General features: G+C 40.8%; 19 protein-coding genes. 13 read left to right on the top strand and 6 right to left on the bottom strand.

Annotated features, from left to right (window positions below; translation table 11 throughout):
- Window positions 1–49 precede the first annotated feature (49 nt).
- The gene (locus SCSH_RS08085; RefSeq protein ID WP_057491379.1) at window positions 50–832 is read right to left on the bottom strand and encodes a hypothetical protein; all 783 of its coding nucleotides are present in this window, start codon (window positions 830–832) and stop codon (window positions 50–52) included.
- Complete coding sequence (locus SCSH_RS08080; RefSeq protein ID WP_057491378.1) at window positions 829–1,497, bottom strand: ATP-binding cassette domain-containing protein; 669 nt, start codon at window positions 1,495–1,497, stop codon at window positions 829–831. The genes SCSH_RS08085 and SCSH_RS08080 overlap by 4 nt, the downstream gene beginning before the upstream one ends.
- A 307-nt stretch (window positions 1,498–1,804) precedes the next feature.
- On the opposite strand from SCSH_RS08080, the gene SCSH_RS08075 reads away from it, so the two are divergent.
- The 12 genes from SCSH_RS08075 to SCSH_RS08020 all read left to right on the top strand — a co-directional run bounded on the left by SCSH_RS08075 (window position 1,805) and on the right by SCSH_RS08020 (window position 12,774).
- Entirely contained in the window at window positions 1,805–2,644 is an 840-nt protein-coding gene (locus SCSH_RS08075) for a TraX family protein (RefSeq protein WP_057491377.1), read from the top strand.
- 42 nt (window positions 2,645–2,686) lie between these two features.
- Window positions 2,687–3,346 (top strand): response regulator transcription factor, encoded by a 660-nt coding sequence (locus tag SCSH_RS08070; RefSeq protein ID WP_057491376.1) that lies wholly within the window; start codon window positions 2,687–2,689, stop codon window positions 3,344–3,346.
- Window positions 3,337–4,728 (top strand): sensor histidine kinase, encoded by a 1,392-nt coding sequence (locus SCSH_RS08065; protein WP_057491375.1) that lies wholly within the window; start codon window positions 3,337–3,339, stop codon window positions 4,726–4,728. The genes SCSH_RS08070 and SCSH_RS08065 overlap by 10 nt, the downstream gene beginning before the upstream one ends.
- A gap of 165 nt (window positions 4,729–4,893) precedes the next feature.
- Window positions 4,894–5,730 carry an ABC transporter ATP-binding protein gene (locus SCSH_RS08060; protein ID WP_057491374.1) on the top strand — a complete coding sequence of 279 codons (837 nt, stop codon included), beginning with the start codon at window positions 4,894–4,896 and terminating at the stop codon, window positions 5,728–5,730.
- The gene (locus SCSH_RS08055) at window positions 5,723–6,421 is read left to right on the top strand and encodes an ABC transporter permease (protein ID WP_057491373.1); all 699 of its coding nucleotides are present in this window, start codon (window positions 5,723–5,725) and stop codon (window positions 6,419–6,421) included. Before SCSH_RS08060 ends, SCSH_RS08055 begins: the two co-directional genes overlap by 8 nt.
- A 20-nt stretch (window positions 6,422–6,441) precedes the next feature.
- Window positions 6,442–6,663 (top strand): helix-turn-helix transcriptional regulator, encoded by a 222-nt coding sequence (locus SCSH_RS08050; protein ID WP_057491372.1) that lies wholly within the window; start codon window positions 6,442–6,444, stop codon window positions 6,661–6,663.
- On the top strand, window positions 6,656–7,405 hold the full coding sequence (locus SCSH_RS08045) for a DUF3169 family protein (protein WP_057491371.1): 750 nt from the start codon (window positions 6,656–6,658) through the stop codon (window positions 7,403–7,405). Before SCSH_RS08050 ends, SCSH_RS08045 begins: the two co-directional genes overlap by 8 nt.
- 13 nt (window positions 7,406–7,418) lie before the next feature.
- Window positions 7,419–8,108 carry a CPBP family intramembrane glutamic endopeptidase gene (locus SCSH_RS08040; protein ID WP_057491370.1) on the top strand — a complete coding sequence of 230 codons (690 nt, stop codon included), beginning with the start codon at window positions 7,419–7,421 and terminating at the stop codon, window positions 8,106–8,108.
- Window positions 8,109–8,252: 144 nt separating this feature from the next.
- Window positions 8,253–9,275, top strand: coding sequence for an N-acetyl-gamma-glutamyl-phosphate reductase (argC, locus tag SCSH_RS08035; protein ID WP_057491369.1), 1,023 nt, complete (start codon window positions 8,253–8,255; stop codon window positions 9,273–9,275).
- A 153-nt stretch (window positions 9,276–9,428) separates the two neighbouring features.
- Window positions 9,429–10,622: a bifunctional glutamate N-acetyltransferase/amino-acid acetyltransferase ArgJ gene (argJ, locus tag SCSH_RS08030; protein WP_057491368.1), complete on the top strand. Its 1,194-nt coding sequence runs from the start codon at window positions 9,429–9,431 to the stop codon at window positions 10,620–10,622.
- Between the two features lie 223 nt (window positions 10,623–10,845).
- Complete coding sequence (argB, locus tag SCSH_RS08025; RefSeq protein ID WP_057491380.1) at window positions 10,846–11,583, top strand: acetylglutamate kinase; 738 nt, start codon at window positions 10,846–10,848, stop codon at window positions 11,581–11,583.
- 60 nt (window positions 11,584–11,643) lie between these two features.
- Window positions 11,644–12,774 carry an acetylornithine transaminase gene (locus tag SCSH_RS08020; RefSeq protein WP_057491367.1) on the top strand — a complete coding sequence of 377 codons (1,131 nt, stop codon included), beginning with the start codon at window positions 11,644–11,646 and terminating at the stop codon, window positions 12,772–12,774.
- A 99-nt stretch (window positions 12,775–12,873) separates the two neighbouring features.
- On the opposite strand, the gene SCSH_RS08015 is transcribed toward SCSH_RS08020, so the two are convergent.
- Together SCSH_RS08015 and SCSH_RS08010 are read right to left on the bottom strand one after the other, a co-directional pair.
- Window positions 12,874–14,358: a carbon starvation CstA family protein gene (locus tag SCSH_RS08015; protein WP_057491366.1), complete on the bottom strand. Its 1,485-nt coding sequence runs from the start codon at window positions 14,356–14,358 to the stop codon at window positions 12,874–12,876.
- A 177-nt stretch (window positions 14,359–14,535) separates the two neighbouring features.
- Complete coding sequence (locus SCSH_RS08010) at window positions 14,536–15,261, bottom strand: LytR/AlgR family response regulator transcription factor (protein WP_057491365.1); 726 nt, start codon at window positions 15,259–15,261, stop codon at window positions 14,536–14,538.
- 442 nt (window positions 15,262–15,703) lie between these two features.
- On the opposite strand from SCSH_RS08010, the gene ldcB reads away from it, so the two are divergent.
- Complete coding sequence (gene ldcB / locus SCSH_RS08005) at window positions 15,704–18,328, top strand: LD-carboxypeptidase LdcB/DacB (protein ID WP_057491364.1); 2,625 nt, start codon at window positions 15,704–15,706, stop codon at window positions 18,326–18,328.
- A gap of 217 nt (window positions 18,329–18,545) precedes the next feature.
- Here the strand turns inward: ldcB and SCSH_RS08000 are convergent, their stop codons facing one another.
- Both SCSH_RS08000 and nrdF read right to left on the bottom strand, forming a co-directional pair.
- A complete protein-coding gene (locus tag SCSH_RS08000) occupies window positions 18,546–20,297 on the bottom strand; it encodes a sensor histidine kinase (protein ID WP_057491363.1) in 1,752 nt (583 codons plus the stop codon).
- Between the two features lie 861 nt (window positions 20,298–21,158).
- Window positions 21,159–22,118 carry a class 1b ribonucleoside-diphosphate reductase subunit beta gene (gene nrdF / locus SCSH_RS07995; RefSeq protein ID WP_057491362.1) on the bottom strand — a complete coding sequence of 320 codons (960 nt, stop codon included), beginning with the start codon at window positions 22,116–22,118 and terminating at the stop codon, window positions 21,159–21,161.
- Window positions 22,119–22,436 lie beyond the last annotated feature (318 nt).

Raw genomic sequence — 22,436 nt, 5'->3', positions numbered from 1 at the left:
GGGTGGTTTTCCGAAAATCTAGTAATTTATTTTAGCATTAAATTGTTTATTAAAAATTATCAAAGCTTCCAAAGAGTCTCTCTTTTTTTAGAAAATAATTAAAGGTTAACAATCCAGCTATTAACCAAATAATACATACTAATAGATAAACAAGGACTAATTTAAAATCAAAATTAGAATTCGAATAAAATTTTCTACATATATCAATTCCTGATGTGAAAGGAATGATATAAATATAATATGGTAAATTTACAATAAAAGTGTTGGTTGTAAAAAGTAAAATTCCAGAAATTATTGAGACAAATTGACCTATATTCTTTTCTTTCAAAGCTAAGCCGCCCAAAATTAAGCCGAATCCATACATACCGACTATAGATGGAAAGGTCAAAAATACAGAAAACAATAGAAAAGGAATACTACTAATAGATATGAAACCTATAAATACTGAAATTAAACATACTACGAATAACAGTAGTAAACTCTCTAAAATAGTCACTAATACAGGTATAAAAGTTAAGATACTATAAGGTAAAATTCCTTGCATTTTAACTTCAAGTAACCCAGTTTTTGCATCGCTTGAAACAACTGATGAAGAATAACCTAAGGCCATATTTGAAAATGACCAAAAAATATAACCTATTAATAACAGAACGGGACCATCAGTATACTTAACATGATAAAAGTTAGAAAAAACATTTGTATCACCAAATACTAAAATACCAATATATATTGCTAGAAAGACTATTATCTCTGAAGCTAAAGTTTTTTTATATCTAAACAATATTTTTAGTTCAGTTATAAAACTATTTTTTAGGGCATTAATGTACTTCATAAAACACTCCTATTTCTAGAGGATATTCTATTATCACTATCAATATGAATTTCTTCTTCCATTAATTTTTCTTTTAATAAATTTTCATGTGATATGATTATTATTTTTTTGTTTCCACTAACATTAAAATACTTTATATTTTTTATAAGTAATTCTAGATTATGATCATCTAAACCAATAGATGGTTCATCTAAAAGCAGCACCTTACTTGGCGAGCAAAAGGCCGATAGTATATGGATTTTTCTTTTTTGACCTGTTGAAAGTTCTTCAATTCTTTTATTTAATATTTTCTCAGCATCAAATAAGGGAGCATATCTTTTCAATTTATCTAAAATCTCATCCTTCGAGCTTCCTTTCAATGAACATAAAGCAATGATATTCTCAACACCTGTTAACTTGTAAGTTAAGCCACGTTCAGTAGAAGATACATAATAACAGTTTTCTTTACTCCAACTAAAATAATCTAAGCCAGATATCTTTTCAAATGTACCTGAACTTACAAAAAGTATTCCTGCAATTATTTTCATAAGAGTCGTTTTCCCTGAGCCATTTTCCCCTGTTATAAAGGTAATCTTCTTATCATTTAAATTAAGTTTCAGACTTTGTTTAATAAATACTTGCTTATTCCTAAATTTTTTTGAAAAATTGCTAATACTTATTTCCATGAACTACGCCTCCGTAAAGAAACCCAAACACTCTTTTGCTAATAAAGTAATATTTCTTTGTGATAGCGAAAAAAGCTTTACATGACCCTGACAATTATGAATAGTATTACTATTTTATAATTCTGTCAATGATAAATTCAATATTTTCTGCCTTTTCAAAATATAAAGTTTTTTCCAGTGGACTCTTCAAATGGCTTGGTTTTTTAGTTGTTCAATTTTTATTAGTTTATCGATTTTTTCTTTTCCTTATAAAATCCTTAAATTTGTTTTTTATACTAAAAGTGATAAAAACAAAAGGAGAAATATAATGGTAAAACTAAAAAGACTAACGGGTTTTCAGCTTAAATACATCGCTTTAGGAACTATGCTGTTGGATCATATTCATTATTTTTTTGACTATACAGGCAAGATTCCGCTATGGTTCACACAAATAGGGAGAATGGCAGCACCTTTATTCTTATTTGCCATTATTGAAGGCTTTGTTCATACGCATGACCGTAGGAAATATTTCCTCAAAATCTATGGCTTAGCTGTTATGATGGGCCTTATTCAGTTTGGCTTTTATAATGTGCTTCATCCGCTAGTACGAAAAGATGGTTTTTTTCCGCAAAATATGATGCTGTCTTCGTTTGCGATTTTATTGGTTGCTCTTCAGGGGATTGCTTGGATTGAGGAGAAAAAGTATCTTCGAGGCATTCCAACTCTTCTTTTTCCGATTCTTCTGCCTTTTCTTTTCATGCCCTTTTACCGTATCTTTATGGATTCTAGTAATCAACTGGGTATGTTCATTGTTAACTTGCTCAATTTCACTATTCTACCCTTGCATTTTTCAATTATAGATGGCGGCACGGCGACTTTGATTGTGGGAATAGCTATGTATCTCTGCCGAAAAACGCTCAAAAGAGAAGTTCTCGCCTTTGTCCTTGTATCTCTGATAATTGATATAGGGCGTGCATTGTTGGCAGGTGCTCCACTGACCCTTCACGGTCTCTTCTTTTCTTATTTTGAATGGTTAGAAATCTTTGCAGCACCGCTCATGCTCATGTACAATGGCCAGCGAGGTCAAGGGAGTAAATACCTCTTTTATATTTTCTATCCGCTGCATATTTACTTGCTTTACGGCTTGTCAGTATTGCTCTATAGATGATATGATATTAAGGATTCAAATAATAGAAGGAAGAGTAGAAGTATGACACGCATTTTGGCAATTGATGATGATGCAGATATTTTGGCTCTGATAAAAAATACCTTGCAGCTGCAGAATTATTTGGCAGACACTTTCACGAGTGCTAAACAGGTTGACCGTTCGAAATTAATGCGCTATGATTTGATTTTACTGGACATTATGATGCCGGATGTGGATGGGCTGAGCTTCTGCCGAGAGATTCGCCCCTTGGTGGACTGTCCCATTCTTTTTCTGACGGCTAAGACACAGGAAGCTGATATTGTCACGGGGCTTAGTTACGGAGCGGATGATTATCTGGTTAAGCCCTTTGGTGTACAAGAGCTGCTTGCGCGTGTCAATGCTCACTTGCGCCGTGAAAAGCGTGAGCGCCATGCAACCTTACTTTTGGGTAATGTCTATTTTGATTTATCCAGCAAGCAAGTGTGGGCAGGTGAGCAAGTCTTGGACTTGACTAAGTCAGAATATGAGATTTGCGAACATTTGGCTAAACACCGCGGTCAAGTCTTTTCAAAAGAGCAACTCTATGACTATTTGTATAGTTATGAAGAAAGAGGAACACCGGCTGCTATTGCTGAGCACATTAAAAATATTCGCGCTAAGTTTAGAGCTGCCGGGGTGGAACCCATTGAAACGGTCTGGGGGATAGGTTATAAATGGCAATGAAAAAATCAAGTCGTTCTTTAAAAATGATTTTTACCCTGTATTTTGCGACAGTCAGTTTGGCTTTTATTGCCTTGTTGTGCTTAATTTGGCTTGCTTTTGTCCTAAGTCTCAATACTAACCTTGTCATTCCTGCCAATCAAACAGAGCAAAAACTCCAGCGCTTAGACAAGGAAATTAAGCAAACTGGTAGGTTTAAAGCAAATCGTTTGCCTAAAGACACGACTTATCTTTTGCTAACTAAAAACGGCAAAATCAAAGAAAGTACGATGACGAAGAAGCTGCAGCAGCAAGCCCTGGCTAGTTATTCAAAGAAAGCTGTCAACCCTAGCGATTACGGCTACTTTATGGTTTTTAAACCTAAAAATGAGATTGCTGTTGTCAACTATCAGCTAAAAGCCCATTATTCTATTGCCTGGATGAATAGGTATCTGCCTAGTGTGAGCTTGTTATTCCTTATTCTGACGGGACTGGGAACCTTGCTTGTGTTTAGCTTAGTGACAATCCTCTTTGCCCGCAGACTTCAGCGGCAGCTGTCTCCGATTATTGCCACTACAGAGAAAATCGCCAAGCAAGATTTGGACTTTGCCATACAAACATCTAATGTTAAGGAATTTAATCAAGTTTTACAGAGTTTGGACACCATGCGGACAGCCTTGAGAGATTCCCTGATGCACAGCTGGCAATTGGAGCAAGAAAAGCAAGATCAAATAGCTGCTTTAACGCATGACATTAAGACACCCTTAACTGTCATTCGCGGCAATACCGAGTTGTTAAACAGCACAGACTTGTCTGATCAGCAGCAGAAATTTATTCAGTACAGTTTGAAGAATATCGGACAGGTAGAGACCTATCTTCAGCAATTGTCCTATTTAGCTAAAAACAGACAGTTGCAGGATTTCCATCCTGAAAACATAAACCTTGCAGCGTTTTTAGAAGAATTCTCCCAGGATACTCAAGCTCTTGCTGCAGCAAAAGCAATCAAAGTACAATTTTTCAATACTTTGTCTGGTGCACAGTTCACTGCTTATTGGGATAAGGAATTATTGAAACGTGCTTTGATGAACATTGTCTCCAATGCGGTGGAGCACAGCTCGCGGAGAGGCTGTTTACAGCTGAGTTATAGTTTGCAAGGTGAAGCAGTGCTGATTTCCTGTCTGGATAGCGGAGCAGGGTTTTCTAAAGAAGCTTTAAAGAAAGGAACCCTACAGTTTTTCCAAGACGATAAGAGCAGGTCACGGACCAATCATCAAGGTTTGGGGCTGACTATTGCGGATAATATTGTTCGCCTGCATGGCGGCAGTCTTAAACTGTCAAATGATAAACATGGTGGTGCTAAAGTGGAAATCAGCTTACCTTTAATAACTCCAACCAAGGACAATTAGCAATCCTTGGTTTTTTTGACTATTATTATAGTTTTTTTGACTATTATTGTTGTCAAATTTAATAAGATATGTTACACTAAGACTGTCAAAAGGTTTTTCGCCTGTTTTTAGCAGCTAAAAAACAATCGGCAGTTTTAAACTGCGATTAGGGTAAGGAGGTTTAGAATGACAAATATTATTGAAGTCAAAGACTTGGTCAAACACTTTGGGGACCAGACGGCCTTGGATGGCATTTCTTTTGAGATAGCAGAAGGTGAGATTTTCGGATTTTTAGGGCCGTCAGGCTCTGGGAAAACGACAACCATCAACCTATTGACAGGACAGCTGCTTCCTGCTGCTGGTAAGGCGATGATTTTTGGTAAGAAAGCTGTTGCTTTAAACAGTGAAGATTTGGCGCAGATTGGGATTGTCAGTGATACTAGTGGTTTTTATGAGAAAATGACACTTTATAAAAATATCCAAGTCTACAGTAAGTGGCATGGAGTTCCTAACAGCCGTGTTGACGAACTTTTGCAGCGCATAGGGCTATATGAAAGCCGCAATAAACCTGCTGAAAAACTGTCAACAGGAATGAAACAGCGCATGCTTTTGGCACGGGCTCTTATTAACCGCCCTAAATTTCTTTTCTTAGATGAACCAACCAGCGGGCTTGATCCAGCAACATCACGTATGATTCACGATTGGCTTTTGGAGCTGAAGGAAGAAGGAACAACCATTTTTCTGACAACACATGATATGCAGGAAGCAAGGCTTCTTTGCGACCGTGTTTCCCTTCTCTATCAGGGCAAGCTGGTCGAAACGGGACGTCCTAAAGATTTGATTCAGAAGTATTATCAGGATAAGCGTGTCCGCGTTCTGTATACTGATGGGCATGAAAAAGAGCTGCCTTACAGTGAACTGTCTCAGCTGGGGCAAGTGGATGAAATTGAAACCATTCATTCTTGCGAGCCGACTTTGGAAGACATCTTCATCTCACTGACAGGAGGTAAATTAAATGTTTAAGCGGATAAATGCCCTTTTATGGAGCCGGAAAGAAATGATGCTTGCCAATAAGCAGACTTTCGTCAATATTATCATGCCTTTTGTTATGGTTCTGCTCTATCAGTTTATGTATAAAGATTTGAAAAATATGAATCAAATCATTTTATACCTCGTTTTACCAATGATCCCATCTTTTCTTGGCTATATCATGCCGACTTTGGTGGCTGAAGAGGCTGAAAAAAACAATCAGCGCAGTCTTCGTTTAGCAGGTGTCAAGAGTTGGGAGTATGTACTGGCAAGTTTACTTATCCCTTTTATCTTGAATCTTCTTTATATCTTTTTGCTGATATTTTATTTGAAAGTTGATTTTGCTGACTTGAGTCTGCCTTATGTGCTTAGCCTTCTTTTGATGTCCCTTACTATTTTTCTTTTGTTTTTAATGGTAGCTCTTTTAACAAATAGTCAGACTCGTGCAGCGATTTTGGCCATGCCGGTTATGATGGTGACATTTTTACTGCCTTTATTTTCGGTGATGGATAAAGGATTGAAAAAAGTTATTGACTATACCTATATGGGGGCTTATACAAAAGCTGGTACAGACTGGTCAAGCTATCAGCTGACAGATAAAACTTTCTGGATTCTTCTGATATGGCTGCTGCTGTCTTTGGCTGGTGTTATCTGGGCAACCAAAAGAAGGCAAATTATTAGATAATATTCAAAGGAGGAAGGCTTATGGCTCTCATATTGAAGAATAGACTTAAGGAATTGCGAGCCAGAGAAGAAATCAATCAAACAGAGTTAGCCAAATTAGCAGGCATATCTCGTCAGACAGTCAGTCTGATTGAGCGCAATGAATACACCCCTTCCGTTGTGATTGCCATGAAGATTGCTAAAATTTTCCATGAGCCAGTAGAAGAAGTTTTTCGTTTAGAGGAGGATAAGAAGGATGATTAAGAAACGAAAGGGAACTTTTAAACGAGCTGGAATAAGATTCCTCATAGGTGGTTCAATCGGCGGTCTGGGAGGGGCTTTGATTGGCTATTTTCATGCTTCCAATCAAAAACTGCCCCTGTCTCAGAAAGAATTAACAGAGATTATTCTTGTCAGTCTGCGAATTTTATTTGTCCTTGCCTTTGTTCTTAGCATTTTTTACATCGTTCAAGTGCTGCAAGCCTATAAAGCTTACCAAAAAAGTACAGACGACGAGTCGGAAGAACTCTACCGGACGATGAACAAAAGGCATTCCTATGCAGTGATTTGTTCAGGAGTAAGCGGTATCTTTGCTGCCCTTAGTGTAATTTTAGCTTATAAGTTGATATTTGCGGACAGCTATGCTGAGCTATATCTCCCTGTTCTGGATTTTCTAGCAGCGATTGCTTCAGGTATTTTACAGGCCTATGTGCTCAAGGTTTACAATCGTATCCGCAATCTTAACATGCCTTTAGTTCCGACGCTCAAGGAATTAAAGAACAATATTATGCAGATAGATGAGGCGGAGATGGAAGCCAATTACAAAATATCCTTTGAAATTGTTATGAACCTAAATGGTATTATCCTGCCGGGAATCTATTTGGCTTTGTTTTTACTGTCTCTTTTCCGACAGGAAGTTGAACTGACAGGCCTTATAGTGGCAGCTGTCATCCATCTTTACATTATGGGGATGCAGTTTAAAATGACAAAAGCGTATTATAAATAGAAAGAGTATTTTTATGAAATTAATGATTAATATAATTAAAGTTATCGGCCTTATTTTTCTCTCTTTGCTTTGCAACATTATTCCTATGATTCTTTTGCAAAGGCAATCAGAATTTTCTCTGCCTCTTAAGTGGGGATTTGTTCTGGCTTATATAGTCTTTATTGCCGCTGTTATTTATTTCTTGTGGAAGGCTCATAAGAAGCATGAAGACGAGGCTGTTGCCCAGCAAAAAATTACTTTGAGGGATTTTGGATTTGCTCTTCTTTTCTTTTTGCTGGCGCGTGTTGTAGCCATTTTAGGAACTTTATTAAATCAGCTGCTGAGCGGCCAAAGCACAACGGCTAATGATGCAGCTCTGCAAAGTTTAACCGATTTCTTTGCCGGTGGCTTCTTTTTGTACACCTTCTTATATCTTGTTTTAGTAGGGGTTGTTGGCCCTATAATTGAAGAATTGGCCTACCGTGCTTTCCCGGATCATCTCTTATTCAAGCATGATCGCAAAGTTTTAGCTGGTATTGTAACCACTGCCCTCTTTGCTTTTCCTCATGCAACGAGTTTACCAGAGTTTCTGCTCTATGCATGTATAGGTGCTATATTTTATCTTGCTTATCAGCGCCGCGGAAATATTAAGGACTCTATGATGGTTCACATATTGAATAATCTTCCATCTGCTATTTACTTCCTAATCATGACCTTTAAATAAGCTAGAGGCTTGCTATAACTATTTTTTCTTATCTGTCTGCAATAGTATGCGGACAGATTTTTTGTATTTTATTCATTTTTATCCTTGACTTATGAATAAATATACGATAAAATAATCACCATAATTCAGCAAAGGAGAATTCTTATGAAAGTTTCAATCGTTGGTATTACAGGATATAGTGGATTAGAACTCGTTCGAATCTTGAATCATCATAGAAAGGCAGAACTTGTATCTGTATATGCTACCAAAGAGATTGGAACACGCTTATCTGATATTTATCCTTACCTGCAAGGAATTTGCGATCTGAAAATCCAAGCCTTTGACAGCCAAGCCATTATGAATGAAGCTGATTTGGTTATTTTTGCTACACCCAGCGGTGTTGCTAAGGAGCTAGCCCAAGACTTTCTTGCTGCGGATTTTCCTGTCATTGATATTTCTGGTGATCACCGCCTGCCTGCTGAGACTTATGAAAAATGGTATAAAAAAGCACCTGCCAAACAGTCAGAACTAGATAAATTTACCTATGGACTGGCTGAATTCACTGCTGTTAAGGGCAAGAAATTTATTGCCAATCCCGGCTGCTATGCCACAGCAGCTGAACTTGCTCTCTTGCCCTTGATTAAGGCTGGTGTAGTTGATTTGGACAGCATCATCGTGGATGCCAAGTCAGGCTTGACAGGAGCTGGTAAGGCTTTGTCAGAATCCAGTCACTTTGTCAATGTGCATGATAATTATGTGACCTATAAACTGAACCGCCACCAGCATATTCCTGAGATTGTCCAGGAGCTGCAGCTCTTTGACAAAGACCTGCAGCATCTTCAGTTTTCAACGTCACTTTTGCCTGTTAACCGTGGTATTATGGCAACCTGTTATGTTAAGTTAAAGAAAGCTCTGGCTAAAGCTAAGATTGATCAGATATATGATGCTTGCTATGCGGACAAGGTCTTTGTCCGTATGCAAGAGGATCTTCCAGAGTTGCACAATGTCATTGGCTCTAATTTTACTGATATTGGTTTTGCTTATAATGAAGTGACCAATGTCTTAACGGTCGTATCTGTTATTGACAACTTAATTAAAGGGGCAGCTGGTCAGGCCATTCAAAATCTCAATCTCATGATGGGATTTGATGAGACAGAAGGTCTCTTGACCTCTCCTAGTTATTTGTAAGATTGAAATTGGATGAGTTTAGAAAGGAATAGAACCCGAAAACCTAAGAATACAGGCTTGCTGACGGCTAAAGCGAGACAGAAATTCGCCATTAGCCCTTCTAGGCTTGAAACAGGCTTTTAGATTGTTTTTGAGGTTCTTAGTAGATAAGTTATGAAAGTTATTGATGGAAATATTGCTAGTCCGCTGGGTTTCTCGGCAGATGGTTTACATGCAGGCTTTAAAAAGCGGAAAAAAGATTTCGGCTGGATTGTTTCAGAAGTTCCGGCCAGTGTTGCTGGTGTCTATACGACCAATAAGGTCATTGCTGCTCCCTTGATTGTAACCAGAAATGCAGTCAAGAAGGCACAAAAAATGCAGGCCCTGGTTGTGAATTCAGGAGTTGCCAATTCCTGTACAGGTGTGCAAGGCATGGAAGATGCCCAGACCATGCAGCAATGGACAGCAGAAAAGCTGGATATTGATAGTGACCTTGTCGGTGTTGCTTCAACAGGTGTCATTGGTGACCTTATGCCCATGAAGACCTTGAAAAAGGGGCTGTCAAAAATTGTTGTCAATGGGAATTCAGATGATTTTGCCCAAGCGATTTTGACCACTGATACACAAACCAAGACAGTAGCTGTCACTGAGCAGTTTGGCCGCGATGAGGTCACTATGGCAGGTGTCGCCAAGGGTTCGGGCATGATTCACCCTAATATGGCAACCATGCTGGCCTTCATCACTTGTGATGCTGTTATTTCAAGCGAAACACTGCAGCTGGCCCTCAGCCAGAATGTGGAAACAACCTTCAATCAAATTACAGTTGATGGCGATACCTCAACCAATGATATGGTCCTTGTCATGTCCAACGGCTGCACCTTAAATCAGGAAATTTTGCCGGGAACACCGGAGTTTGACAAGTTTTCGAGCATGCTGCATTTTGTCATGCAAGAGCTGGCTAAGAAAATAGCCAAGGACGGCGAAGGAGCCACCAAACTCATAGAGGTTGAAGTGCTCAATGCTCCCAACGAAGTAGATGCCCGCATGATGGCTAAGAGTGTAGTTGGTTCCAGCCTTGTTAAGACGGCTGTCTTCGGTGAGGATCCTAACTGGGGTCGGATTTTAGCGGCAGTGGGTTATGCTGGAGCAGATATCGCTGTGGATAATATTGATATTTATTTGGGAAATATTCCTGTTATGATTGCCTCCAGTCCAGTCAGCTTTGATGAGGAAGAGATGCAGGATATCATGCAGGCTGATGATATTAAGATCAGCGTGGACCTGCATGCGGGTGAAAAAAGCGGTACTGCCTGGGGATGTGACCTGTCTTACGATTATGTGAAAATCAATGCCCTTTACAGAACCTAGGAGGGCACCCTTGAACTGTTCTCTTTAATTAGACAGAGAAATTCATCTTTTAGAGTTGGTTCATCTCGTGTTTTTTAGATTTTTCTAAGATTTTCTGCTGCAAGGGAGACTGTAAATTTGTTAGAAAGGAATTGGATCCGCTAAAAGTCAGAATTAAACAGATGGCTTGATAGAAAGCTGTTTTGCTACATTTCTGCTGTTTTTATCGGACTTAGTATCTTATATGTCAGAAATTATCGTTATTAAAATTGGCGGTGTCGCCAGCCAACAGCTGACGTCAAGTTTTATTGAACAGCTAAAGACTTGGAAAGATGCTGGCAAGGCCATCGTTATCGTTCATGGCGGCGGTTTTGCCATCAACAGGCTCATGGAGGAAAACAAGGTTCCCATCAAAAAGGTCAAGGGTCTGCGCGTGACCAGCCAGTCGGATATGAAGTTGGTCAGTCAGGCTCTGCTAGATATTGTTGGCAAGGATTTAAGTGAGAAACTCACCCAGTCAGGCCTTGCTAATCTGCAGCTGACTTCACAGCTCGAGCAGCTGATAAGAGCCGATTTTTTGGATAAGGATACCTATGGTTATGTAGGAGAAGTCACCAGCATTCAAACGGCTCCTCTTTTAGAACTGTTACATGAGGGGAAAATTCCGCTTTTGGCATCCCTAGGTTATTCTCAGAACGGTGACTTGCTCAATATTAATGCTGACTACCTGGCTACAGCTGTCGCTGCTGCGCTGGCAGCTGAAAAACTGATTCTTCTGACAGATGTCAAAGGGGTCTTGGAAAAGGGACAGGTGCTGCCGGAATTAACGATTGATCAGGTTCCTGAAAAGATTGCAGACGGCGTCATTACTGGCGGCATGATTCCCAAGATCGAAAGTGCTGCAAAGACTGTTGAAGCAGGAGTTGTACAGGTTTTGATCGGTGATGATCTGACAAAGGGAACCTTGATTCACAAGGGCTAATAAATGAATGCAAGAAGGCCGCAAAGCCAATTAAGCTTTGGGCAGTGACAGGAGACAAGAATGAGTAAACTATTTCAAAATTATAAAAGAACTGCTATTGAATTTGTCAAAGCAGAAGGAAATTATTTATTTGATGCAGAAGGCAAAAAATACCTTGATTTTTCAACAGGCATCGGTGTGACCAATCTCGGCTTTCATCCGCAGGTGAAAAAAGCTCTGGAGGCACAGGCCGAGCGTATTTGGCACACTCCTAATCTCTATCAAAATTCTCTTCAGGAAGAAGTAGCTGAAAAACTGATTGGCAATCGCGATTATCTGGCCTTCTTTTGCAACAGCGGCGCTGAAGCCAATGAGGCTGCTATCAAGATTGCTCGCAAGGGGACAGGTAAGCAGGAAATCATCACTTTTAAAGACTCCTTTCATGGCCGGACCTTTGGCTCCATGTCAGCTACCGGTCAGGATAAGATAAAAAAAGGTTTTGGTGACGGTGTTCCTAACTTTCTTTATGCCGATTACAATAATCTTAGCAGTGTGAAAAAATTGTCTTCTGAAAAGACGGCTGCGGTAATGCTGGAATTGGTTCAGGGAGAATCCGGTGTTCAGCCAGCTGAGGCAGATTTTGTGACAGCCTTGGCTGCCTTTTGTCAGGAAGAGGATATTTTGCTGATTGTTGATGAGGTTCAGACAGGCATGGGCCGGACAGGCAAGCTCTATTCCTTTGAGCATTACGGTATTGAGCCGGATATTTTTACGCTGGCCAAGGGCTTGGCAAATGGGGTTCCAGTCGGAGCGATGTTAGGAAAAACAAAACTGTCGGCGGCTTTTGATTACGGCAGTCACGGTTCAACCTTTGGTGGCAATAAATTAGCCATGGCAGCAGCCAGTGCCAGCTTAACAGTCTTAAAAGAAGAGGGCTTTTTAGAAAAGGCACTGACTAACGGTACTTATCTTCAAAATCAGCTGAAGAGTATGCTGGCCGGTAATCCCAAGGTTACTCAAGTGCGCGGACTGGGCTATATGATTGGGATTGAGACGACAGAAGATTTAGGTCAGTTAGTTGCTGCTGCGCGTGCTAAAGGGTTAATCGTTCTTACCGCAGGTAGCAATGTCATCAGACTTTTACCGCCTTTGACCTTGACCAAAGCTGAGCTAGATCAAGGAATAGCTATTCTAGAAGAGGTGTTTGCTTGAAAGTAGCCAATAAGAAATAATTTATAGTCAAAGAAAAAGCAGGCTTAGAATCGTCTTTTCTCAAGAAGCGGTTCTAAGTCTGCTTTCTTATAATAGTAATCACATATCTAAGGAAGTGTAATAGTTAATAGGCCGTTGGTCATTTAGCAAGAACGATTCAGGATCCAAGCGATGGAGCTGCCTTTGTCCCGAATGCCAGAAGAGTGCTGTCAGCACAGCTGTAATCAATGCTCCTAAAAGATAGGTCAGGCTGGATAGTCCCATGTGAAAGCCCAAAGGTTCACTGAGAATATAGACAACCACTGCATAGAGCATGAAGATGCCTGGTATCAGGGTTACCCAGAAGTTACGGCGTTTCAAGACCAGATAGCGCGTTGCAACTAGCAAGCCGATAACAGCCGTTACTTGATTGGCCCAGTTAAAGTAACGCCAGAGTAGATTGAAATCAATTTTCGTTAAGATGAAGGAAATCACATAAAGTGGAATAGTGACGGCGAAAATCTTAGGCAGGGTGTCTTGCTTGATATGCAGGTAATCTGCAACGATAGTTCGTAAACTTCTGAAAGCAGACAGGCCTGAGGAAATCGGTAAGACAATAACACCAATAATAGCAATGGTTCCGACCATATTGCCCAGCAGCATAATCATGACCTTGTTGACAACAGCAGAAGCAGTACCGGTAGCAATTAATTGAGACAGTGTTTTACCGTCGAAAAGGCTCATAGAAGCGGCAGCCCAAATCATAGCAATGACACCTTCAGCCAGCATCATGCCATAGAAGGTAAAGCGGCCTTCGCGTTCATTGATAGTGGTACGAGAAACCATCGGTGCCTGTGTGGCATGAAAGCCAGAAATAGCTCCGCAGGAAATCGTAAAGAAGAGAGCTGGAAAGATAGCCAAGCCGCTTGGATGCATGTTTCTAAAGGTATGGACTGTCAGATTAGGCAAATCAAAACCACCGGTTATCAAGCGAAAAGCAATAGCAGCTGTACTGATCATTAAAATTACACAAAAGGCAGGGTAAACCTTTCCAAGAGCCTTATCAATCGGCAGTACCGTTGAAATTAGGTAATAAACAAAGATAAAGCCAACTACCCATGGCAATGCGATGAGACCTTTTGGCAAAATACTAACAATCAGATTGGCCGGAGTAATAACAAAGACTGTTGCTACCAAAATAAGCAGCAGCATGGAAAATAAATTGATGACCAATTTCATGGATTTGCCCAGATAACGACTGGCAAGTTCAGGCAGGTAAGCTCCCTTGTTTCTCAGGGAAATCATTCCAATCATATAATCGTGGACAGCTCCTGCAAAGATACAGCCAAAAATAATCCACAGATAAGCGACAGGTCCATACAAGGCTCCCATGATAGGACCAAAGATGGGACCAGTTCCTGCAATGTTCAGTAGTTCGATCATGGCATTTTTCCACTTGGGCATAGGGACAAAATCATAACCATCCCTCAAAGCCTCGGCTGGGGTCTGCCGTTCTGTATCAATTTGGAAATTCTTTTCGATATAAGCACCGTAGGTGAAATACCCAATAATCAGCAGTGCTATGCCTCCTAAGAATGTTATCATGCTAATCCTCCTTTTCGCAGCGTTAGGGCTTTATTTTTAAACGACTTAAGCGCTTACACGATTTTATTATAGCAATGAAAAAAGGATTTGAGCCGTTTTCAAAATGAATGGCCTAATTTAAGACATCAATGGCTAAATCAGGGAGATAAACAGCAGACCTATGTAAAAAAAGAACGTTTAGGAAGTAATACCTAAGCGTTCTTTTAAGGATTTGACATTGGCCCGGCTGACAGGAACTTTTAAGCGATCAGCAAGAGTAAGTCGCAGGGTCTGATTAAACCAAGGCTCAACGACCGTAATCATCTGCAGGTTGACAAGGTAGGAACGGTGAACACGGACAAATTGTTCACTAGGGAGCTTTCCCTGCCAATAGGCCAGCGAATCGTGAGATTCGTATTGCTTCTGACTGGTATGGATAATGGTCTTGCCCTGCAGGGCTTCAATCATGATAATATCGTTGGCCTGAACCATATAGATGCGGTCTTCTTCGCTGATGGGATAGGCTAGCGGCTGTGGCTGTTTGCCTCCTGTCTTATTCCTTGCTTTAAGACTCTGTTTGACCTTGTCCATAGCTGCTTTTAAGCGTTCAGGCTCATAAGGTTTTAGCAGATAGTCGCGGGCATTATTTTCAAAAGCCGTAATGGCGTACTGGTCATAAGCTGTCGCAAAAATGATGAGGGGTGGATCTGGCATTTTATTGATATTCTCAGCCAAGGTCATACCCGAAGCTTCCCTGAGCTGGATGTCTAAAAAGACAACATCGTAGTGTTCCTGCAGCAGCAGGGCCAGAGCCGAAGGAATATCATCAGCCTCTTGGATGGAGAGGTGCTCATCGTATTTATGGAGTAGATAAATAAGCTCATTACGCGCCAAAGGTTCATCATCAACGACCAATACTTTCATGATTTTTTCCTTTCTCTTTGAAGAAGATATAATCTTACAGATGGCTGTTTTATTATAACATAGAAAGTGGCATGAGAGCAGGGTTTTGAGCTATCGATAAAAATAAGGTTTAAAATAATGCATTATTATTTAATAACAGCTATTGAAACCGCTGTCATTAAATGATATAATACCAGTAAAGAAATTGTAATATAAACGAAATGATTGTAACAATGAATTTTGGAGAAATATCATGTAAGGAGGTAAAAGATTATGCTGTGAATTAGTTATTCCTTCTCTTTCTTTACTAGTCTTTTACCATAAAAGTGAGCAAAAAAACGCAGGTTCTAATAATTCTCCTAAAGTGACGCAACTAAAAGAAGAATTCTAAAAAGAAGGTATCGTCATAAATGAATAGTTTATGCCTAGAAAAAATTATAATAAAGAAAGTAGGTGAGTTATAATGAAAAAAGAAATGTTTGCCAATAAGAGACAACAGTTTTCTATTCGGAAATATGCCATTGGAGTAGTATCGGTTGTAATCGGTTCCCTTCTTTGTTTTGGTGGTATGGCTTTTGCTGATGAACAGACAGCAATATCTGTTCCTTCATCAGAAACCACCGTTTTAGAAGATAATACAGCTGCAACAACCGTTTCTCCAAGTACAGCATCTGCAGTCACCACGTCAGAAGCTGTAACAGAAGCAACTGACACGAATTCTAGCGCTAATGTTACTGATACTTCAGATACTGCTGTTACTGACAAAGAAAAACTTGAAGCGCCATCAGTAACAGCTCAAAGTAACACTGCACGTGCTGCTGCTCCAATTAATGCTAATCAAGTTAATCAAGCCGTTAGGCAAGTCAAACAAGCGACAGTTTCTCCTCAGACTGACATGAAAAAGCAAGAACAAGCGGTAAAAACTGCTAAAGCCCTTAATGTTAATAGGTCTTCTGCAGCCGTTCCTGCAAAACAGCTTCCTAGTCAAGGAAACTATGTTTATACGAAACGTACGCCAGTAAAAAATGAAGCCAAGGCTTCAGCTCCAATTCAATTTTATGCTAATGCCGGTGATAAGATTTTTTACGATCGTGTTTTAAATCAAGATGGCTATCAATGGCTCAGTTATGTTTCTTACAGCGGCATTCGCCGCTATGCAGCGATTAACCAGCTGTCTCAGAAAACCCCTGATGCACCTGCAAAGACTCAGCCATCATCGGGGAAAAAGATTCCAGCTCAAGGACGTTATACCTTTTCAGAGCGAACTAATGTTAAAAATGAGGCAAGAGCAGCCGCTCCAACTCAATTCTATTTTAATAAAGGGGATCAGGTCAATTATGACAGGCTTTTAGAAAATGATGGCTATCAATGGCTCAGCTATGTTTCTTACAGCGGCATTCGCCGTTACGCTGCCATCAGTAAATTGGTGCAAGCTAAACCGCAAGCACAAAAGCCAGCAGATGTCAAAGTTTCAGGCAAGATTAATATTCAAAATAAGACCAGTCAGGGCTTTGATGTCCTCATTACGAATGTTTCTGACAGCAATGGTATAACGGCTGTAAAGGTTCCTGTATGGACTGATAAAAGCGGTCAAGATGATATTATTTGGTATAGCGGCCTTAGACAGGCTGATGGGAATTATAAGTTAGCTGTTAATATCAAGAATCATAAGAATGAACGCGGAATTTACCACATCCATCTTTATTATCTGGAACCAAGCGGCAGGGTTCAAGGAGTGACTAGCACGCAGACGAAGATAGAAGCTCCAAGCCCAACAGCTATCCCTTCTCAGGGGGCTTACACCTTCACTCATCAGGTTAATGTTAAAAATCAAGCTAAGCTGTCTGCCAGAACCGAATTTACCTTTGAAAAGGGTGAGAAAATCAATTATGACAGGGTGTTAGAGGCAGAAAATTATCAATGGTTGAGCTATATCTCCTACAGTGGCATTCGCCGCTATGTTCAGCTGGATCCTATTTCGTCAGCGAAGCCAGCAGTAGATAAGGTCAGCGGTAAACTAAGTGTTGAAAAACGTTCAGCCCAAGGCTTCACTGTTGTAGTGACAAATGTCTCATCTACTAAGGGAGTAGCGGCGGTAAAAGTGCCTGTTTGGAGCACGCAAAATGGACAAGATGACATTGTTTGGTATGACGCTGCGCGCCAGCCTAATAATAGCTATAAGGTAAGTGTTGCTATCAGCAGACATAAAAATAATCGGGGCGAGTATAATATCCATCTTTACTATGTTCAAAAAGATGGAAGTATGGTAGGAGTTGCTGCGACTAAAACGGCTGTTGAAGCTCAAGCTCCGACCGCAAAATCTGTAACCTATAATGGTTCCTATTATAGCGTTAAAGGTAAATACGATGAAATTGTCATTGTTAATAAAAAATATCCCTTATCCGCTAGCTATAACCCAGGTGAAAATCCCAAGGCTAAAGCCGCTTTTATCCGGCTCAGAGATGACATGATTGCCAAAGGTTACAATGTTGGGAAAGCTTATAGTGGTTTTAGAACATATGACTATCAAAAAAACTTATACCAAAATTATGCTAAGCGAGATGGTCAGGCTGCTGCAGACCGCTATTCAGCAAGACCAGGTTACAGTGAACACCAGACAGGATTGACTTTTGATTTGACGGATAAGTCGGGTCATCTTTTGGAAGATGCATCAGCAAGCAAGTGGCTTAAAAACAATGCTCACAATTATGGTTTTGTGATTCGCTACCAACCAGGAAAAGAATCAGTGACAGGTTATATGCCTGAGGCTTGGCACATTCGTTATATAGGAAAAGAAGCCAAGGAAATTTATCAGTCTGGCTTGAGTTTAGAAGAATATTATGGTTTTGAAGGAGGGGGTTATAAAACAGAACCCACACCTTCAAAACCATCTATTCCGTCTCAAGGCAGTTATCGTTTTACCAAACGCTCTTCTATCAAGGCTGAACCAAAGCGGTCCAGTCCGGAAATTGCTTATTATGATGCGGGACAGACTGTTAATTATGATAAAGTCTTGCATTCCGATGGTCTTACTTGGATTTCTTACATGGCCTTCAGTGGCAATCGTCGCTATATTGCTATTAATTGATTAATTGTGGGAAAGGCGGTTGACCTTTCCAAGTAAATTACTAAAAAAGAGGCTGGATATGTACTGCCCCAAAAGTTAGACAAAGAATCTAACGATTGGTCAGTATAACATACAGTCTCTTTTTTCTATTATCAATTCATAAGGCAGGTTTGTGAACTTGTTATTTATAGGCAGAGCAAGTGACTCTACCAAAGTCTTATCGTCAAGAGCCAAACTTTCATGATTCTTTTTCTTCTGTCAAGGGAACAGCGATATAAACGCTTGTTCCGTCAGGCGATGACTGAAAATTAAGGCAGGCTTCGTGTCCGTAGATGAGCGTCAGACGGCGGGAGAGATTTTCTAAGGCAGAGCCTGAGCCTTCAGCTGATTCCTGCTGGACCTTGCCCAGAGTTTTCAGTTTTTCAGCTGGAATGCCCTGACCGTTGTCCTCAACTGCAATCTCAAGCATCTGCTCCCTGCGCTCAATAGTGACACGAAGATGGTTGTCCGTCTTAGATTGTTTAAAGGCGTGCTTGTAGGCATTTTCGACCAAGACCTGCAAGGTAAAGGGCGGAATCAATACCTTGCCGTCTCGATTTTCATCAACCAGTATTTGATAGTGTACCTTGTCTGGGAATCGCGCCTCTTCCAAAGCGAGGTAGGCATTGACCTGCATGATTTCCTGACTCAAAGGAATGACATTTTGGCGTGCCCCCTGCAGATTGGCCCGCAAAAATTTGCTGAGCTCTTTGAGAAGGTGTCGGGCCTTTTCACCGTCCATGCGAATGAGAGCTAAAATAGTATTTAAAGCATTGAAGAGGAAGTGCGGATTGACCTGAGCCTGAAGGGATTTCATTTCGGCATCCTGCAGCAGATGAGCAGCCGCTTCGGCCTGTCCCAGAGCCAGCTGTGTTGAAAAGATATTGCCCAGGCCTTCGGCAACCTCCTGCTCGACATAGCTCATTTTGTGGCGGCCTGAAAAATAGAGCTTGAGTGTCCCGACCGTTTCATTTTGAATTTTCAAAGGAATAACGATAGCAGAAGTCAGCGTGCAGCCTTCGTGATCACATTCGATTTCACTGCGGTCTTTAGCAATGCAGATATTCCCTGTTTCAATAGCTCGTTTGGCCAATTTCGTTAAAATTTTAATATTGGGAACATGGTGATCGGCACCCGCTCCAACATAGGCCAAAATGGTGTCCCTGTTAGTCAGGCTGACAGCCGCAACTCGCATGTATTGGTGAATAATTTCGGCAACTGGCTGACAGGACTGAAAACTGAGACCCTGCCGCAGATAAGGCAAGGTTTCATTGGCCAATTTTAGAACATCGTGTGTCTGCATAGCTCGAGCCTGTTCTTCCAGCTGTTGGGTTGAGGTGATGATGGAAATGAAGATTCCCACCCCCAGCGTATTAGCAAAGATCATGGGCAGCCCGATGAAGCGAACCAATTCCCAAGATTGATGAAAGTCAGAGCTGAAAATCAAGATGCAGAGCATCTGCAAAACTTCCATGGACATCCCGACAAACATGGCCTGTCTGACAGTGACCATAGGCCGCTCCCTGCGGAAATATTTGCCCAGCCAGCCTGAGCACAGACCGATTAAGAGCGAGGAAATAATATAAATGTAAGGAGCCAGTCCACCCTGCCAGTAGCGAAACAAAACCGAGATGGCACCGACGAAAATACCGACAACAGGTCCTCCAATCAAGCCAGCGACACCAATTGTCAGCACCCGAGTGTTGGCGACAGAAGAATGCTGGGCAATTTTGCCCAGAGTTTGATTGACGATGGCTAGATTAGACTGAATTTCCACACCGGTAAAATTTGAAATAATCGCAAAAAAGCTAAACAGAAGCAGTAAAATCAGCTGATGTTTTTTGAACTCAGGATGGTTGAGCGTCTGCTTGATGAAGGGGACATGCACGAAAGCGTAGGCCAGTAAAATAATCAGGCCTGCCCGCTCCATCATAATCAAGAATAAAATCATACCGTGCCTCCGCTGAAAGATTCGTTTTCATTATAACACAAAAACTAAAAGTGAATCAGTGCTGTCAAAAATGGTCGTCTTATTTTGGCATAAGACAAGAAGAAAGCCAGAACAGCAATTCTGACTTTAGCTTGAAGAAAAAGTCTTTTTTCTTTGATACTTCCTTAGGTGATGTCGGACGGCAGCGACTTCCTAGGGAATTCCATGCCTAAACTTTGAGCCACGGTCTCAAAGTTTCCGAGTGTCAGAATTGGCTAAAATTCACCATTTCTGACACTTTCATCACGGTGGAAGTATCCTTTATCTAACTCGTTTGCGTTCGTGGAATTTATATGGTAGTCTGCAGACTTCTTTGCTGATCAAGGTAGGCAAACTCTATAGTTAGCATTTCACAAGCACACACAGCTTAGGATAATATCAATTCACAATCTATAAGAAAAATAGGCGAATTAAACGAACCTGACCCAGATACTTTCCGCTGTAGCAAAAACGCCAGAAATGAGTGATTTCTGGCGTTCGGAGATTTTGAGACTTGGGCTCAAAATCTAGGTATGAAATTCCAAAGGAAGTTGCTGCGACGATTGCCGTTAGAAATCGATACTATTTCTAACGGCAATCTAATGCAAAACCTAGCCAAAAGCTATAGCGTTGGCGTTTGGTTTTGCCGTCCGTGCTACCTAAGGAAAGTATCATAACACAATAATTTTTTTGATAAAAATTGACTTTTTCTACAGTCTGAAGTTAGAACATCAATTCTGATTTTAATTGTAAAGATTCTTAAACAGCAATTTAGCTGCGCTTTCAGCCAATAGATTGAGCCAATTCGCTCAGCCAAGCTTGCTATGTCATCTTAGCAGTTTTTTATAAACCGTAATTGTAATCATCATCCTGCATGGCTTCCACGGTTCCAAGCAGGTAGCCGTTTCCGACCTGGCTGAAGAAATCATGGTTGGAAGTTCCGGTTGAAATACCATTCATGACGATAGGATTGACATCATTGGCTGTATCTGGGAAAAGGGGATCCTGTCCTAGATTCATCAGTGCCTTGTTGGCATTGTAACGTAGGAATGTTTTCACTTCTTCGGTCCAGCCGACACCGTCGTAAAGGGTTTCTGTATAGCCTTCCTCATTTTCATACAATTGATAAAGAAGATCATACATCCAGTCGCGGAATTTATCCTGCTCTTCCTCAGACAGCTCATTAAAACCAAGCTGGAATTTGTAGCCGATATAGGTACCGTGAACCGATTCGTCACGGATAATCAGCTTGATGATTTCAGCCACATTGGCTAACTTGTTGTTGCCCAGATAGTAGAGCGGTGTGAAGAAACCGGAATAGAAAAGGAAGGTTTCAAGGAAGACGCTGGCCACTTTCTTTTCTAGAGGATTGCCCTTAAGATAAATTTCGTTGATAATTTCAGCTTTTCTTTGCAGGTACTCGTTGTTATTGGTCCACTCGAAAATGTCTTCAATTTCTGATTTTGTATTGAGGGTTGAGAAAATAGACGAATAAGACTTGGCGTGAACCGATTCCATGAATTGAATGTTGTTTAAAACGGCTTCTTCATGCGGTGTACGCACATCAGCACGAATGGCTTCAACACCCGTTTCTGACTGCATGGTGTCAAGCAGTGTCAGACCGCCAAAAACCTTACCAACAAGGTCCTTTTCTTGGGCTGACAGCTTGCGCCAGTCGTCCAGGTCGTTGGAGAGCGGAATCCGTGTATCCAGCCAAAATTGTTCGGTCAATTTTTCCCAAGTTGATTTATCAATAACGTCTTCGATAGCATTCCAGTTTATTGCTTTGTAGTAGGTTGTCATGTTTATCTCCTGATTGAGTGAGAATGGTTGCTCGTTTAGCTTTTCTTTTTGGTCCTTTTCTTAAGTGGCAGAGGAGTCTAGCGACCAACTGGGTCGTTGCTTCCGCGAAAAAGTATCGAAGCAGGACTCACGCTGGTCATCCTTTGACGCAGTTTTAAAATTGCGTCAGAAGAAAAGTAAACATACGATAGGCAGAAAACGAAGGCGTTATCACTTCGTTTTCGAAATTAATGAGAAGTCTAGCTAATCCAGCATAGTAGTTGGCGTGTCAAACATAGGAGCTTCAGCTCCAAGTTTGACTAAAGAGTTACGACACGG

Origin of the sequence: Streptococcus orisasini (assembly GCF_001431045.1) — a bacterium.
Taxonomy (GTDB): Bacteria; Bacillota; Bacilli; order Lactobacillales; family Streptococcaceae; genus Streptococcus; species Streptococcus orisasini.
Note: the sequence above shows the minus strand (reverse complement) of the source record. Positions and strands in the feature narration are given on the sequence as shown.

Coding starts and splice junctions, on each gene's coding strand:
- SCSH_RS08085 (WP_057491379.1), bottom strand. CDS start 832: ATGAAGTACATTAATGCCCTAAAAAATAGTTTTATAACTGAACTAAAA.
- SCSH_RS08080 (WP_057491378.1), bottom strand. CDS start 1,497: ATGGAAATAAGTATTAGCAATTTTTCAAAAAAATTTAGGAATAAGCAA.
- SCSH_RS08075 (WP_057491377.1), top strand. CDS start 1,805: ATGGTAAAACTAAAAAGACTAACGGGTTTTCAGCTTAAATACATCGCT.
- SCSH_RS08070 (WP_057491376.1), top strand. CDS start 2,687: ATGACACGCATTTTGGCAATTGATGATGATGCAGATATTTTGGCTCTG.
- SCSH_RS08065 (WP_057491375.1), top strand. CDS start 3,337: ATGGCAATGAAAAAATCAAGTCGTTCTTTAAAAATGATTTTTACCCTG.
- SCSH_RS08060 (WP_057491374.1), top strand. CDS start 4,894: ATGACAAATATTATTGAAGTCAAAGACTTGGTCAAACACTTTGGGGAC.
- SCSH_RS08055 (WP_057491373.1), top strand. CDS start 5,723: ATGTTTAAGCGGATAAATGCCCTTTTATGGAGCCGGAAAGAAATGATG.
- SCSH_RS08050 (WP_057491372.1), top strand. CDS start 6,442: ATGGCTCTCATATTGAAGAATAGACTTAAGGAATTGCGAGCCAGAGAA.
- SCSH_RS08045 (WP_057491371.1), top strand. CDS start 6,656: ATGATTAAGAAACGAAAGGGAACTTTTAAACGAGCTGGAATAAGATTC.
- SCSH_RS08040 (WP_057491370.1), top strand. CDS start 7,419: ATGAAATTAATGATTAATATAATTAAAGTTATCGGCCTTATTTTTCTC.
- argC (WP_057491369.1), top strand. CDS start 8,253: ATGAAAGTTTCAATCGTTGGTATTACAGGATATAGTGGATTAGAACTC.
- argJ (WP_057491368.1), top strand. CDS start 9,429: ATGAAAGTTATTGATGGAAATATTGCTAGTCCGCTGGGTTTCTCGGCA.
- argB (WP_057491380.1), top strand. CDS start 10,846: ATGTCAGAAATTATCGTTATTAAAATTGGCGGTGTCGCCAGCCAACAG.
- SCSH_RS08020 (WP_057491367.1), top strand. CDS start 11,644: ATGAGTAAACTATTTCAAAATTATAAAAGAACTGCTATTGAATTTGTC.
- SCSH_RS08015 (WP_057491366.1), bottom strand. CDS start 14,358: ATGATAACATTCTTAGGAGGCATAGCACTGCTGATTATTGGGTATTTC.
- SCSH_RS08010 (WP_057491365.1), bottom strand. CDS start 15,261: ATGAAAGTATTGGTCGTTGATGATGAACCTTTGGCGCGTAATGAGCTT.
- ldcB (WP_057491364.1), top strand. CDS start 15,704: ATGAAAAAAGAAATGTTTGCCAATAAGAGACAACAGTTTTCTATTCGG.
- SCSH_RS08000 (WP_057491363.1), bottom strand. CDS start 20,297: ATGATTTTATTCTTGATTATGATGGAGCGGGCAGGCCTGATTATTTTA.
- nrdF (WP_057491362.1), bottom strand. CDS start 22,118: ATGACAACCTACTACAAAGCAATAAACTGGAATGCTATCGAAGACGTT.